At 54.1% G+C, this 13,355-nt stretch carries 12 protein-coding genes and 1 tRNA gene; 9 read left to right on the forward strand and 4 right to left on the reverse strand.

What is annotated here, in order from left to right; genetic code table 11:
* Window positions 1-30 precede the first annotated feature (30 nt).
* Entirely contained in the window at window positions 31-855 is an 825-nt protein-coding gene (locus B9Y90_RS19485) for a CPBP family intramembrane glutamic endopeptidase (RefSeq protein WP_085542243.1), read from the forward strand.
* A gap of 42 nt (window positions 856-897) precedes the next feature.
* On the opposite strand, the gene B9Y90_RS19490 is transcribed toward B9Y90_RS19485, so the two are convergent.
* On the reverse strand, window positions 898-2,538 hold the full coding sequence (locus tag B9Y90_RS19490) for an ABC1 kinase family protein (RefSeq protein ID WP_085542244.1): 1,641 nt from the start codon (window positions 2,536-2,538) through the stop codon (window positions 898-900).
* Between the two features lie 385 nt (window positions 2,539-2,923).
* Between B9Y90_RS19490 and sufA the strand changes: the two genes are divergently transcribed.
* The 7 genes from sufA to ldtE all read left to right on the forward strand — a co-directional run bounded on the left by sufA (window position 2,924) and on the right by ldtE (window position 9,553).
* Window positions 2,924-3,292: a Fe-S cluster assembly scaffold SufA gene (gene sufA / locus B9Y90_RS19495; RefSeq protein ID WP_039292468.1), complete on the forward strand. Its 369-nt coding sequence runs from the start codon at window positions 2,924-2,926 to the stop codon at window positions 3,290-3,292.
* Window positions 3,293-3,300: 8 nt separating this feature from the next.
* On the forward strand, window positions 3,301-4,782 hold the full coding sequence (gene sufB / locus B9Y90_RS19500; RefSeq protein WP_008456512.1) for a Fe-S cluster assembly protein SufB: 1,482 nt from the start codon (window positions 3,301-3,303) through the stop codon (window positions 4,780-4,782).
* A gap of 16 nt (window positions 4,783-4,798) precedes the next feature.
* Entirely contained in the window at window positions 4,799-5,545 is a 747-nt protein-coding gene (gene sufC, locus B9Y90_RS19505) for a Fe-S cluster assembly ATPase SufC (protein WP_085542245.1), read from the forward strand.
* Window positions 5,520-6,800 carry a Fe-S cluster assembly protein SufD gene (gene sufD / locus B9Y90_RS19510; protein WP_085542246.1) on the forward strand — a complete coding sequence of 427 codons (1,281 nt, stop codon included), beginning with the start codon at window positions 5,520-5,522 and terminating at the stop codon, window positions 6,798-6,800. Before sufC ends, sufD begins: the two co-directional genes overlap by 26 nt.
* Window positions 6,797-8,017 (forward strand): cysteine desulfurase SufS, encoded by a 1,221-nt coding sequence (gene sufS / locus B9Y90_RS19515; protein ID WP_085542247.1) that lies wholly within the window; start codon window positions 6,797-6,799, stop codon window positions 8,015-8,017. The genes sufD and sufS overlap by 4 nt, the downstream gene beginning before the upstream one ends.
* 11 nt (window positions 8,018-8,028) lie before the next feature.
* The gene (gene sufE / locus B9Y90_RS19520) at window positions 8,029-8,445 is read left to right on the forward strand and encodes a cysteine desulfuration protein SufE (RefSeq protein WP_085542248.1); all 417 of its coding nucleotides are present in this window, start codon (window positions 8,029-8,031) and stop codon (window positions 8,443-8,445) included.
* A 109-nt stretch (window positions 8,446-8,554) separates the two neighbouring features.
* Entirely contained in the window at window positions 8,555-9,553 is a 999-nt protein-coding gene (gene ldtE, locus B9Y90_RS19525; protein ID WP_085542249.1) for a L,D-transpeptidase LdtE, read from the forward strand.
* Window positions 9,554-9,619: 66 nt separating this feature from the next.
* On the opposite strand, the gene B9Y90_RS19530 is transcribed toward ldtE, so the two are convergent.
* From B9Y90_RS19530 to B9Y90_RS19540, 3 genes are all read right to left on the reverse strand, one after another.
* Window positions 9,620-9,856: a major outer membrane lipoprotein gene (locus B9Y90_RS19530; protein ID WP_008456504.1), complete on the reverse strand. Its 237-nt coding sequence runs from the start codon at window positions 9,854-9,856 to the stop codon at window positions 9,620-9,622.
* Window positions 9,857-10,165: 309 nt separating this feature from the next.
* The gene (gene pykF / locus B9Y90_RS19535; RefSeq protein WP_039292473.1) at window positions 10,166-11,578 is read right to left on the reverse strand and encodes a pyruvate kinase PykF; all 1,413 of its coding nucleotides are present in this window, start codon (window positions 11,576-11,578) and stop codon (window positions 10,166-10,168) included.
* Between the two features lie 371 nt (window positions 11,579-11,949).
* Window positions 11,950-12,026 (reverse strand) — tRNA-Val (locus tag B9Y90_RS19540).
* 215 nt (window positions 12,027-12,241) lie between these two features.
* Between B9Y90_RS19540 and B9Y90_RS19545 the strand changes: the two genes are divergently transcribed.
* Entirely contained in the window at window positions 12,242-13,351 is a 1,110-nt protein-coding gene (locus tag B9Y90_RS19545) for an FAD-dependent oxidoreductase (RefSeq protein ID WP_085542250.1), read from the forward strand.
* The last annotated feature ends 4 nt before the right edge of the window (window positions 13,352-13,355 follow it).

The raw sequence follows: 13,355 nt of genomic DNA on the forward strand, positions 1-13,355 counted from the left end.
TCCGGATATTTTCAGGCTTAAGGAAAAACGATGTGGATATTGCTGGCAGCCGCCTTACTGGTTTTACAATTTAATAAAAAGATTTCCCTGGGATTGCTACTCGCGACCGTACTATGGGGTGCCGTTGATGGCGTACTCGACTGGTGGGCACTGGCTTCACTGGCGGTAATCGCCATGCTTGCCGTCGCTTATTTAAAAGCCGCAAACGGAAAACCCGTTCGTTACGTGCTTGAGTTTTTGCTGGTCGCCGCCTCGGTAGCGCTGACTATCCATGTTATTCCTGGTTTCCATAATCCAAAGGTGCTGGACTCGGTGAGTGCCGGGCCGCAAAGCGCGCCTTTCTCGATGTATTACAATTTCGACAAAGCGCTGGTGCCGTTTATTTTGCTGGTGGTAATGAAATCGCTGTTTGTCAGCGAGCCGAAGTCCCGGCCTGCTAAGTTCGGGTGGATCCTGCTGGTTGCGTTGATCCCTGGGCTATTGTTGCTGGCGGTGGCGCTGGGTGGCTTAAAAATTGAGCCTCATTCCCCGCAGTGGCTGGTGCAGTTCCTGTTCGCGAATATTTTCTTTGTTTCCCTGGCGGAAGAAGCGTTATTTCGGGGTTATCTCCAGCAACGTTTATCCGGCTTTATGCCTCCGGTTATGGCGCTGATTATTTCAGCTGTGATATTCGGCGGGCTGCATTTTGCCGGTGGGCCGCTGCTGATTATTTTTGCCGCGCTGGCGGGGCTTATTTACGGTCTGGCGTGGATGTGGAGCGGGCGGCTGTGGGTTGCCGTGGCGTTTCACGTCGGGCTGAATATGGCCCATTTATTGCTGTTTACCTATCCGGTGCTGCAGCATACTGTGCATTAATTGTTCTACGACATCGGAACTTGACTCCGATGTCGTAAAAGCTCATCGCCTGAGCAGACGAAATACCAGCCATATGCTCCCTGTAATGGCGCACAACAAGCCGAGCACAGGGAAAAATGGGATGCCAAACAGCGTCCAGTTCAGCCCGAACAGCCACGGCGCGATTGCCATCGTCAGAGCGGATAAAACAAGGGCCAGCGCCAGCGTAGAAGCCGCACGTTCAAGCGACTTTCCAAGTTGGTTAATATTCTCTACGTTAATGTCCGCGTGCAATTTGCCGTGACGAAGCCTTTGCATCACCAGGCGGAGGGTCTGTGGCAACGAATCACCTCCCTCAAGAAGCTGGTTGCCGAGTTTAAGCAGGCGTCTGCGGCTCCCGAGGCGGGTATAGCGCTTTAACAGCTCCCGCTTAATCACCGGACGAAGAATGCGAAGGATGTCAAACTGCGGATCCATTCTCAGCAATACGCCGTCCGCGGTGATCAGCGCCTTAAACAACAAAACCAAATCCGGCGGCAGCGCCAGCTGGAATTCCCTGACGGTGGAAAGCATATCGGTCAGCGCTTTTCCCAGCTGTAGCGGGAGGTTGCCCTGTTTTTGCAGGAAATAGCTGGCCGCCAGCTCTAATTCGGTAAGTTCTAATGCCTCCTTGCCACTCCAGGCGATGAGGGCATCGACAATGCCGCTGGCGTCATGCTCGCTGATGGCATAAATCAGCGACAACAGCTCGTCGCGCCGCGCCTCGCTCAGGCTTCCCACCATGCCGAAATCAATAAAACCGACCCGGTTACCCGCCAGGGCCATGACATTACCGGGATGAGGATCTGCGTGGTAAGTCCTCAGTTCAAAGAGCATATTGATAAACGCCGTCGCGCCTTTACGTGCCAACAATGGGCCGTCAAATCCTGCGGTGGCAAGCTGCTGGCCGTCAACCGGCGCCACACCGGGCAAAAAGGCCTGCACCATCAATGTGGGATGACACCAGTCCCAATAAATCCTGGGGATGACAATATCGTCGTTGTCGGCGAAAAACTGATAAATCTTTTCCCCGTTGGCCGCCTCATGGCAAAAATCCAGTTCCTGATTCAGAGCGTTTTCCAGATAACGCACCAGCATCACTGGCTGAAAGCGCGCGAGCGCCACGCTCTGCTGGGCCAGGCTTTCTGCCAGATAACGCAGTAAACGCAGGTCGGCTTTGAGGGTTGTTTCAATCCCGGGGCGCTGAATTTTGACGATAACCTCGTCGCCGTTTTTCAGCGTGGCCCGGTGAATTTGCGCTATAGAGCCACTGGCTAGCGGGGTTTCATCAAAGGTGGTGAAAACCTCAGCAGGCGCAGCCCCGAGTGCCGCCACAACGCTCGGTTCAAGCTGCGGCCAGGGCAGAGGGCTGGCGCTCGAATTTAACTGGCTAAGCGCTTCCGTCCAGGCGGGTTCAAGCAGGTCGCTGCGGGTCGAGAGGATTTGCCCGAGCTTAACAAACGTCGGACCCAGTTCTTCCAGTGCCGCGCACAGGCGCTGCGGCATCGGCAAAGCATCGTGTTGGCTGCCGCCACGCATTTTGTCATGCAGCGAGGACAGGCCCAGCAAGCGCACAATGTCCTGCAATCCATAGCGGAGAAAAACGCCGGTGATTTCCTGCAGCCTCACGCGATCGCGGGCGGTGACCATAATCATTTTTAGCATCAGGCTAAGCTCCCTTTTCTTTATCAGGAGGATAGTTGATAAATCAGAACAGGGAGTTTCGCCGTGGAATGTCTGAAAATTACTGGTACTTTTCGTGGTGAATTTCGCATTCAGTGCGTTTCCAATCACATAAATAGATATTTTCTATACATCTTTTGCCTTGCCCGGCTCAGCCGTTTTTCATCTTTGATATTTCCTTTTACACCAGTGGGTTAAACAGCTCTTTTCGCTATCTGCAAGAGTTTCATGACGGTCTATCCTTAGTAAAGACGCCCAAAAAACCAGCGTTTCGCGAATACCCCTGTTTTCATAACGTTGTATTGATAATTGTTATCATTAACATAAGGGTATCGGCCTTCGGGCGCAGAGAATAATGAGGTGAAGAATGGATGTGCAAACCGGTTCCTTTGATCCCAATGATTTTGCCTGGCAGGGGCTGACCCTGACCCCGGCCGCCAGCGCGCATATCCGCGATCTGGCCGCAAAACAACCCGAACTCAAGGGCATCCGCCTGAGTATCAAGCAGACAGGCTGTGCTGGCTTTGGCTACGTGCTGGACACGGTTACCGAGCCGAAGCCGGACGATCTGGTCTATGAGTTTGACGGCGCGCGCCTTTGGGTGCCGCTCTCCGCCATGCCTTTTATCGACGGCACGGAAGTGGATTACGTGCGTGAAGGCCTGAATCAGATCTTTAAATTTAATAACCCGAAAGCGCAGCACGAGTGCGGCTGCGGCGAAAGCTTTGGGGTATAGGCGGTACTATGTCTCGTAATACTGAAGCAACTGACGATGTCAAAACCTGGACCGGCAACCTCAATTATAAAGAGGGCTTTTTCACCGAGCTGCAAACTGAGCAGCTGGCGAAGGGCATAAATGAAGAGGTGGTTCGGGCAATCTCTGCCCGTCGTAACGAACCCGAATGGATGCTGGAGTTTCGTCTCAACGCCTTCCATGCATGGCTAAAAATGGAAGAGCCGCACTGGCTCAAGGCGAATTACGACAAACTGAATTACCAGGATTACAGCTATTACTCCGCGCCTTCCTGCGGGAGCTGCGACGATACCTGTGCCTCACAGCCCGGCGCGGTTCAGCAGCCGCCTAACGCCTTCCTGACTAACGAAGTCGAAGACGCGTTTAAGCAACTGGGCGTGCCGGTGCGCGAAGGCAGCGAAGTGGCGGTTGACGCCATTTTTGACTCGGTGTCCGTCGCAACCACTTACCGCGAAAAACTCTCTGAACAGGGCATTATTTTTTGCTCCTTCGGCGAGGCCATTCACGATTACCCGGAGCTGGTCAAAAAATACCTGGGTACTGTCGTGCCGTCTAACGACAACTTCTTCGCCGCGCTTAACGCCGCGGTGGCCTCTGACGGCACCTTTATTTACATCCCGAAAGGCGTACGTTGCCCGATGGAGCTGTCCACTTATTTCCGTATCAACGCGGAAAAAACCGGTCAGTTCGAACGCACTATTTTAGTGGCGGATGAAGGCAGCTACGTGAGCTACATCGAAGGTTGTTCCGCGCCGGTGCGCGACAGCTACCAGCTCCACGCCGCCGTGGTGGAAGTGATTATTCATCGCGATGCGGAAGTGAAGTACTCCACGGTGCAAAACTGGTTCCCGGGGGATAACAACACCGGCGGCATCCTGAACTTCGTCACCAAACGCGCTCTGTGCGAAGGTGAGAACAGCAAAATGTCGTGGACGCAGTCGGAAACCGGCTCCGCTATCACCTGGAAGTACCCGAGCGTGATCCTGCGTGGCGATAACTCCATCGGCGAATTCTTCTCCGTGGCGCTGACCTCCGGCCATCAGCAGGCGGACACCGGCACCAAAATGATCCACATCGGCAAGAACACCAAATCGACGATCATTTCGAAAGGGATCTCCGCCGGTCATAGCCAGAACAGCTATCGTGGCCTGGTGAAAATCATGCCTACCGCGACCAACGCCCGCAATTTCACCCAGTGCGACTCGATGTTGATCGGGCCGGACAGCGGGGCGCACACCTTCCCGTACGTGGAGTGCCGCAACAACACGGCACAGCTGGAGCACGAAGCCACCACGTCGCGCATTGGTGAAGATCAGCTGTTCTACTGCCTGCAGCGTGGGATCAGCGAAGATGACGCCATCTCGATGATCGTCAACGGGTTCTGCAAAGACGTGTTCTCAGAGTTACCGCTCGAATTCGCGGTGGAAGCACAAAAATTATTAGCCATCAGCCTCGAACACAGCGTCGGTTAAGGATTAAGGGAAAATTATGTTAAGCATTAAAGATTTACAGGTCAGCGTTGAGGACAAAGAGATCCTGCGTGGCTTAAACCTTGAAGTGAAGCCGGGCGAAGTCCACGCCATCATGGGGCCAAACGGCTCCGGCAAAAGTACCTTATCCGCGACGCTTGCCGGGCGCGAAGACTATGAGGTAACCGGCGGTTCGGTGCAGTTCAACGGCAAAGACTTGCTGGAGTTGTCGCCGGAAGACCGCTCCGGCGAAGGTATTTTTATGGCCTTCCAGTACCCGGTGGAAATTCCCGGCGTCAGCAACCAGTTCTTCCTGCAAACCGCGCTGAACGCGGTGCGGGAATACCGGGGCCTTGAGTCGCTGGATCGCTTTGATTTTCAGGATCTGATGGAAGAGAAAATCAAGCTGCTGCAAATGCCGGAAGATTTGCTGACTCGTTCGGTGAACGTTGGCTTCTCGGGCGGTGAGAAAAAGCGCAACGACATTCTGCAAATGGCGGTGCTGGAGCCCGAGCTGTGTATTCTCGATGAAACCGACTCCGGGCTGGATATTGATGCCCTGAAGATTGTTGCCGAAGGCGTTAACTCGCTGCGTGACGGCAATCGTTCATTTATCGTGGTCACCCACTACCAGCGTATCCTCGACTACATCAAGCCGGACTTTGTTCACGTGCTGTATCAGGGGCGCATCGTTAAATCTGGCGATTTCAGCCTGGTGAAACAACTGGAGGAGCAGGGTTATGGCTGGCTTACCGAACAGCAGTAACGGCAACGCGCTCCAGCAGTGGCATCATCTGTTTGAAGCTCCGGGAACCGGCCGCTCGCAGGTGGCCCAGCAGCATATGCAGCAGCTCCTGCGCCTGGGGTTACCGACGCGCAAGCATGAAAACTGGAAATACACGCCGCTCGACGGGTTGCTGAACAACCAGTTTGTCTTTGCGCCTCAGTTGCCTTTAAGTGCACAGCAGCGTGACGAACTTGCTCTGCCGGTCGATGCGCTGCGGCTGGTGTTTGTTGACGGGCGTTTTAGCTCCGAACTGAGCGATAACATCGCCGACAGCGGTTTTGTGATTAGCATCGACGATAACCGCCAGACGCTGCCCGCGCCTGTTCAGGGCGAAGTATTTCTGCACCTGACTGAAAGCCTGGCGGAGACCGTGACGCATATCCGCGTGGCGCGTAATACGCAGCCTGAAAAAGCGCTGTTGCTAATGCACGTCACACGCGGCAGCACCGCGCAGGAGATGGCAACGGCGCATTATCGTCACCATTTGATTCTTGAGCAGGGCGCTCAGGCCACGGTGATTGAGCACTTCGTCAGTCTTGACGAGGCGGCGCATTTTACCGGCGCACGGTTTACCGCCGAAGTGGCCGCCAACGCGCAGCTTAGCCACTACAAGCTGGCGTTTGAAAATGCCGCCAGCTACCACTTTGCGCACAACGACCTGCTGATTGAGCAGGACTCGACGGTGAGCAGCAACAGCTTCCTGTTGGGGGCTGCGGTGCTGCGCCACAATACCAGCACGCAGCTCAATGGCGAAAACAACCAGCTGCATATCAACAGCCTGGCGCTGCCGGTAAATAACGAAGTGTGCGACAGCCGAACCTGGCTTGAGCACAACAAGGGCTACTGCAACAGCCGCCAGCTGCATAAAACCATCGTGCGTGATAAGGGCCGGGCGGTGTTTAACGGTATGATCAAAGTGGCACAGCACGCGATTAAAACCGACGGGCAGATGACCAACAACAACCTGTTGCTTGGCCGCCTGGCGGAAGTGGACACCAAGCCACAGCTTGAAATCTACGCCGATGACGTGAAGTGCAGCCATGGCGCGACCATTGGGTGCATTGATGACGAGCAGATGTTCTACCTGCGCTCCCGCGGTATCAGCGAACAGGCTGCGCAGCAGATGATAATCTTCGCCTTTACCGCAGAGCTTACCGAAAGTATTCGCGACGAGGCCTTAAAACAGCAGGTGCTGGCGCGTATCGCTCAGCGCTTTGCAGGGGGCGAGGCATGAGTTTTTCCATTGAGCAGGTCAGGGCCGATTTCCCGATTCTGAGCCGCGAGGTCAACGGTCAACCGCTGGCTTATCTGGACAGCGCGGCCAGTGCCCAGAAACCTCAGTTTGTCATCGACACCGAGCTTGAGTTCTATCGAAATGGTTATGCCGCAGTGCACCGTGGCATCCACACTCTGAGTGCGGAAGCGACCACCCTGATGGAAAACGTGCGCAGTCAGGCGGCAAGGTTTATCAACGCGGCGAAACCGGAAGAAATTGTCTTTGTGCGTGGCACCACCGAGGGGATAAACCTCGTGGCCAATAGCTGGGGTAGCGCTAATGTCCAGGCCAGTGATAACATCATCATCAGCGCCATGGAGCACCACGCTAACATCGTGCCGTGGCAGATGCTGTGTGAGCGTACCGGTGCAGAACTGCGCGTTATCCCGCTGAATCAGGACGGCACGCTGCAGCTTGATGTCTTCCCGACGCTGATTGACGAGCGCACAAAACTGCTGGCGATTGCCCACGTTTCTAACGTGCTCGGCACCGAAAACCCGGTGAAGGAAATGATCGCTACCGCACATCAGGCGGGCGTCAAAGTGCTGGTGGATGGCGCTCAGGCGGTGATGCACCACGTCACGGATGTTGCGGCGCTGGACTGCGATTTTTATCTTTTCTCCGGGCACAAGATTTACGGGCCAACGGGGATTGGCGTGTTGTATGTGAAAGAAAGCATCCTGAAGGATATGCCGCCGTGGGAAGGCGGTGGGTCGATGATTGCTACCGTCAGCCTGACGGCAGGGACAACTTACGCCGCAGCCCCGTGGCGCTTTGAAGCCGGGACGCCAAACACGGCTGGGATCATCGGCCTTGGGGCAGCGCTGAGCTACGTTGAAGGGCTGGGCATGGACGCGATTGGCGAGTATGAACGCAACCTGATGCGCTATGCTCAAAACGCGCTGCAGGCCGTGCCAGATCTTACCGTATATGGCCCGGCAGAACGCCGTGGCGTGCTCGCGTTTAATCTCGGGAAACACCATGCCTATGACGTCGGCAGCTTCCTCGACAACTACGGCATTGCGGTTCGCACCGGACACCATTGCGCCATGCCGCTGATGGCGTTCTACAGCGTGCCGGCCATGTGCCGCGCCTCCTTTGCCATGTACAATACCGAACAAGAAGTGGATCGCCTGGTCGCCGGCCTGCAGCGTATCCACAGCCTGTTAGGATAACGGAGACGGTCATGGCCACGCTGCCGGATAAAGACAAACTGCTAAAAAACTTCAGCCGCTGCGCGAACTGGGAAGAGAAGTATCTCTACATCATTGAACTGGGCAGCCGCCTGCCGGAACTGGCGGCGGAGCAGCATAAGCCGGAGCATATTATTCAGGGCTGCCAGAGCCAGGTATGGATAGCCATGCACCAGCAGCCCGACGGGGTGATTACGCTTGAGGGCGACAGCGATGCCGCTATTGTTAAAGGGCTGATCGCCATCGTATTTATTCTCTATCAGCAGATGACGCCGCAGGATATCGTGGCGTTTGACGTGCGCCCGTGGTTTGAAAAAATGGCGCTCGCTCAGCATCTGACGCCGTCCCGCTCTCAGGGGCTGGAAGCGATGATTCGCGCAATTCGCAACCAAGCCTCCAATCTCATTTAAGTTAGCTAAACTTAATCATACCTATGGTCCTGTTTTGCGAGGCGGTTTTCTGCCTCGCTTGTCTTTCAGCCTGCTGGTGTCCGCCAGCGCGACTACAGGAATAAAAAGTATGAAATACGCGTCTTTACTCACACTAGCTATTATCGGCGCCCTGAGCGCCATTCAGCCCGCTTTAGCCCTTGATTATCCCTTACCGCCGGAAGGCAGCCGTCTGATTGGTCAAAACCAGACTTATACCGTGCAGGAAGGGGATCGTAATCTGCAGGCCATTGCCCGGCGTTTTGATACCGGAGCGATGCTGCTGTTGGAAGCCAATAACACCATTGCGCCGGTGCCCAAACCAGGCACGGTACTGACTATTCCCAGCCAACTTCTACTACCGGACGTGCCGCGCGAGGGGATTGTGGTGAATCTTGCCGAGCTGCGGCTGTATTACTTCCCGCCAGGCCAAAACATCGTGCAGGTTTATCCGATTGGGATTGGCCTGCAGGGGCTGGAAACGCCGCTGATGACCACCAGAATTGGGCAAAAGATCCCGAACCCGACCTGGACACCTACCGCCGGCATTCGCCAGCGATCTCTTGAGAAAGGGATCAAACTGCCGCCTGTCGTGCCTGCCGGGCCGAATAACCCTCTGGGGAGATTCGCTATGCGGCTGGCCTACGGCAATGGTGAGTACCTGATCCACGGCACCAGCGCGCCGGACAGCGTCGGGCTGCGCGTCAGCTCGGGCTGCATAAGGATGAACGCCCCCGACATTAAAGCGCTGTTTGAGCAAGCGAGAACCGGTACGCCTGTGCGGGTGATTAACGATCCGGTGAAATTCTCCGTTGAGCCAAACGGTATTCGCTATGTCGAAGTCCATCGGCCGCTTTCTCAGGATGAGCAGCAGAATACGCAAACCATGCCTTACGTGCTTCCTGCCGGCTTCAGCGAGTTTAGGACCGATAGCGGTGTGGAGAAAGCGTTAGTGGAGAAAGCGCTTTACAGACGAGCGGGTTATCCCGTCGTGGTTTCTGCGGGGCAAACACCTGCGGCATCGGCGGCGGTGCAGTCGGCCAGTAATGGCGCGGTAAATGCTGAGGAGGCTACGAGTGCGACACAGTAGCAGGCGGAGATAAATGACAGGCAAAAAAAATGGCGCACATTGTGCGCCATTTTATACCAGTGACTCTTACTTACGGTAAGAGTGAGCCTGGTTGTCCAGACGCTGGTTAGCGCGAGCGGCGTCGTCTTTAGCAGCCTGAACGTCAGAACGCACTGCGTTCACGTCGTTGCTCAGCTGATCAACTTTAGCGTTCAGAGTCTGAACGTCAGAAGACAGTTGATCGATTTTAGCGTTAGAAGAACAACCTGCCAGCATAGTAGAAGCCAGGATTACCGCGCCCAGTACCAGTTTAGTACGATTCATTATTAATACCCTCTAGATTGAGTTAATCTCCATGTAGCGTTACAAGTATTACACAAACTTTTTTGTGATGAGAATAATTTTTTGTCGGGAATACCCCTAAATTTGATCGTTCGCTCAAAGAAGCACCGAACGGAGACGGAAAGTTAAAAAAAAGAGAGAAAACAGGGGAATTTCATCGGATTCATCTTAATTAAGAGTAAGCTTAAATAGTAAAATTCGATTTGCTTTTTGATTAAGATCCGCGAACAAGTGATATAAAAAAAGCGCCCTCAGGCGCTTTTTTAGTAATTAAACTTGTTAACAAGTCAATTACAAAACATGGACTGAAGCGGTGTTAGTGGTGCCGCTTGGAACCAGTGCACCGGAAACCATCACCACGATGTCGCCTTTACGCGCCAGGCCACTTTCCAGAGCAACTTCTTTACCCAGACGGTAGAAGTCGTCAGTGGAGGCGATTTCTTTCACCATCTGCGGCACAACGCCTTTGCTCAGCACCAGCTGACGTGCAGTCACTTCGTTGGTGGTCAGCGCAAGAATGGTCGCGTTCGGGAAGTATTTACGCACGGCTTTAGCGGATTTACCGCCCTGGGTCGCAACCACGATCAGCGGTGCTTCCAGTTTTTCTGCGGTTTCAACAGCGCCACGGCAAACGGCTTCGGTGATGCGCAGTTTACGGCTGTCGTTGTTGTTGTCCAGACGGCTGGTCATCACGCGGTCGGTACGTTCGCAGATGGTTGCCATGATGGTCACGGCTTCCAGTGGGTATTTACCTTTTGCAGACTCACCGGACAGCATTACTGCATCGGTGCCGTCGATGATGGCGTTAGCAACGTCACCGGCTTCCGCACGGGTAGGGCGCGGGTTTTTGATCATGGAGTCGAGCATCTGGGTCGCGGTGATAACCACTTTACGTGCACGAACGCATTTCTCGATCATCATCTTCTGCGCGAAGATAACTTCTTCAACCGGGATTTCAACGCCCAGGTCGCCACGAGCAACCATGATGCCGTCAGACGCTTCGAGGATCTCGTCGAAGTTGTTCAGGCCTTCCTGGTTTTCAATTTTGGAGATGATCTGGATCTTCTCGCCACCGTGGGCTTTCAGGTGCTCACGAATTTCAACTACGTCAGAACGCTTACGGATGAACGAGGCTGCCACGAAGTCAACGCCCTGTTCGCAGCCGAAGATCAGATCCTGTTTATCTTTCTCAGCCAGTGCTGGCAGCGCGATGGACACGCCCGGCAGGTTAACGCCTTTGTTCTCACCGAGGTCGCCGTTGTTCAGCACTTTACAGATAACTTTGTTGCCTTCGATGGCGGTGACTTCCATGCCGATCAGGCCATCGTCCACCAGAACGGTGTTGCCCACGGTCAGGTCATTGGTGAAGCCTTCGTAGGTCACTGCAACGATTTCGCTGTTGCCAACCACGGACTTGTCGGTGGTGAAGGTAAAGGTCTGGCCTGCTTTCAGGGAAACATCGTTACCGCCTTCCAGCTTGATGGTGCGGATTTCTGGCCCTTTGGTGTCCAGCAGGATAGCGGCTTTTTTACCGGTTTTAGCGACGACATTGCGCAGGTTCTTGATGCGCTGGCCGTGTTCTGCATAGTCACCGTGAGAGAAGTTCAGACGCATAACGTTCATGCCCGCGTCGAGCATTTTAGTCAGCATCTCTTCGGATTCGGTTTTTGGACCGATGGTGCAAACGATTTTAGTCTTTTTCATGACAGTCTTATCTATAAGTTGAGGAGGATTGTTGAAACTCGGTTCCGGGAGACAGGGCTGCCGGAGCTTAAAAGAATACTGTGGTGTTGAAAGTGGCACCTGGTAAGGATAGGTGACAGAAATAAAGCGTGCAGAGGAAAGTGTGCTTGTGGTTCAGCAGGGGAAAGTGTTAGACAATGTTGTTGTATAAAAAAGGAGTCCAATGAGCTGAAACCATTCAAGTTAAGAACGCGCGTAGTATAGATAAATCTGGCTGGAAAAGGAATCAAAACCGTTGATTCAGCGACGGAGTGCACAGTTTTACAGCGAGTTGTTATCAGGCCGTTGCCAGATGTTTGAGAGTTTTAATAGATGATGAAAAGAAGAAGGAATGGTGCGTTCAATTGGACTCGAACCAACGACCCCCACCATGTCAAGGTGGTGCTCTAACCAACTGAGCTATGAACGCATTTAATACGATTAATAAAACGTTAACCGACTGAATTGATTATTGTTTTATCTTCTTAAACAAGAAGTGACAACATTATGACGGGCGATTGGGGTGTTGACAAGCCCTGTTGATACTGTCTGGTGAATGTTTGAGCTTTTTATTGCTTGCTCCGGCTGGCTTTTTAATCTGGCTGCTGATAAAACCGTTTCCTTTCCGATATTCAGGGATATTTTATGATAACCATTATTGGCGCTGGTGTGGCAGGGCCGCTGCTGGCCTACATGTTGCACCGCCAGGGTATTGCGGTCTGTATTCTTGAGGCTGATGCTTCTCTGGATTCACGCCATCAGGGCGGCATGCTCAATTTGAACGAAGGCACGGGTAAACCTGCTCTCCGGGCGGCAGGCTTGTATGAGGCCGCCATGGCTCTGGTGCTGGAGGGTGCAGATGCAACTCTGATGCGCGATAAGCAAGGCCATGTCCTGTATCAGGATGACGGGGACGGCTCCCGGCCGGAAGTTGACCGTGGTGCGTTGCGCAAACTAGTGGTAGAGGCCTTGCCTGAAGGGATTATCCGCTGGAACAGCCGGGTCACGTCCATTGAACCAAAGGGGACAGGCTTTCATCTTAAGTTGGGTGACGGCAGCACGCATATTTGCGATGCCCTGGTGGGAGCGGACGGTGCGTGGTCGAAGGTCAGGCCTTTGTTAACGGCTCAGAAACCGCTTTATTCCGGGATAACTTTTGTTGAGTTGCGCTACCCGAACGTAAGCCAGCAATATCCTGCCGTGAAAGCGCTGTCAGGCAAGGGCTCGTTGTTTGCTCTGAGTGAAGGCCGGGGCATCATGGCTCACTGTGAACCTGGAGATGAGGTTTCAGCCTATGCCGCCATTCCCGTACCGGAAGCGCAATCGCGCAGAACCTTTACTCTTGATGTATTGGCTGAACACTTCCGTGACTGGGGCGAATGCTACCGCGAGATGTTAGTGCAGAGTGAGGGGCCACTGGTTGCCAGGCCGATCTATGTGTTACCTACCGGAGCGTTCTGGGAGGCAGAGGGAAATGTGACCCTGATTGGCGATGCCGCGCATGTTATGTCGCCTTTTGCCGGGGAAGGTGTGAATCTGGCGATGGCGGATGCCGTCGATCTCGCCCATGCCATCATTTCCCAGCCTTCCAGCCTGGCGGATGCTTTTAAGGTATATCAGGAGGCAATGGCTGCCCGAACCGTTCGTTTTCAGCAGGAGTCTGCAGCGAATTTTGCCATGGGGTTTGCGGCTGACGCGCCGCGGGAACTGCTGGCGTTATTCACCGGGTTAGGAGCGCAGGACGAGGGCCAGTAATCCC

The organism is Cedecea sp. NFIX57 (assembly GCF_900177785.1).
GTDB lineage: Bacteria > Pseudomonadota > Gammaproteobacteria > Enterobacterales > Enterobacteriaceae > Cedecea > Cedecea neteri_C.

Bases quoted from the DNA above. Each gene is read 5' to 3' on its own strand.
- B9Y90_RS19485 (WP_085542243.1), top strand. From the start codon at position 31: ATGTGGATATTGCTGGCAGCCGCCTTACTGGTTTTACAATTTAATAAA.
- B9Y90_RS19490 (WP_085542244.1), bottom strand. From the start codon at position 2,538: ATGCTAAAAATGATTATGGTCACCGCCCGCGATCGCGTGAGGCTGCAG.
- sufA (WP_039292468.1), top strand. From the start codon at position 2,924: ATGGATGTGCAAACCGGTTCCTTTGATCCCAATGATTTTGCCTGGCAG.
- sufB (WP_008456512.1), top strand. From the start codon at position 3,301: ATGTCTCGTAATACTGAAGCAACTGACGATGTCAAAACCTGGACCGGC.
- sufC (WP_085542245.1), top strand. From the start codon at position 4,799: ATGTTAAGCATTAAAGATTTACAGGTCAGCGTTGAGGACAAAGAGATC.
- sufD (WP_085542246.1), top strand. From the start codon at position 5,520: ATGGCTGGCTTACCGAACAGCAGTAACGGCAACGCGCTCCAGCAGTGG.
- sufS (WP_085542247.1), top strand. From the start codon at position 6,797: ATGAGTTTTTCCATTGAGCAGGTCAGGGCCGATTTCCCGATTCTGAGC.
- sufE (WP_085542248.1), top strand. From the start codon at position 8,029: ATGGCCACGCTGCCGGATAAAGACAAACTGCTAAAAAACTTCAGCCGC.
- ldtE (WP_085542249.1), top strand. From the start codon at position 8,555: ATGAAATACGCGTCTTTACTCACACTAGCTATTATCGGCGCCCTGAGC.
- B9Y90_RS19530 (WP_008456504.1), bottom strand. From the start codon at position 9,856: ATGAATCGTACTAAACTGGTACTGGGCGCGGTAATCCTGGCTTCTACT.
- pykF (WP_039292473.1), bottom strand. From the start codon at position 11,578: ATGAAAAAGACTAAAATCGTTTGCACCATCGGTCCAAAAACCGAATCC.
- B9Y90_RS19545 (WP_085542250.1), top strand. From the start codon at position 12,242: ATGATAACCATTATTGGCGCTGGTGTGGCAGGGCCGCTGCTGGCCTAC.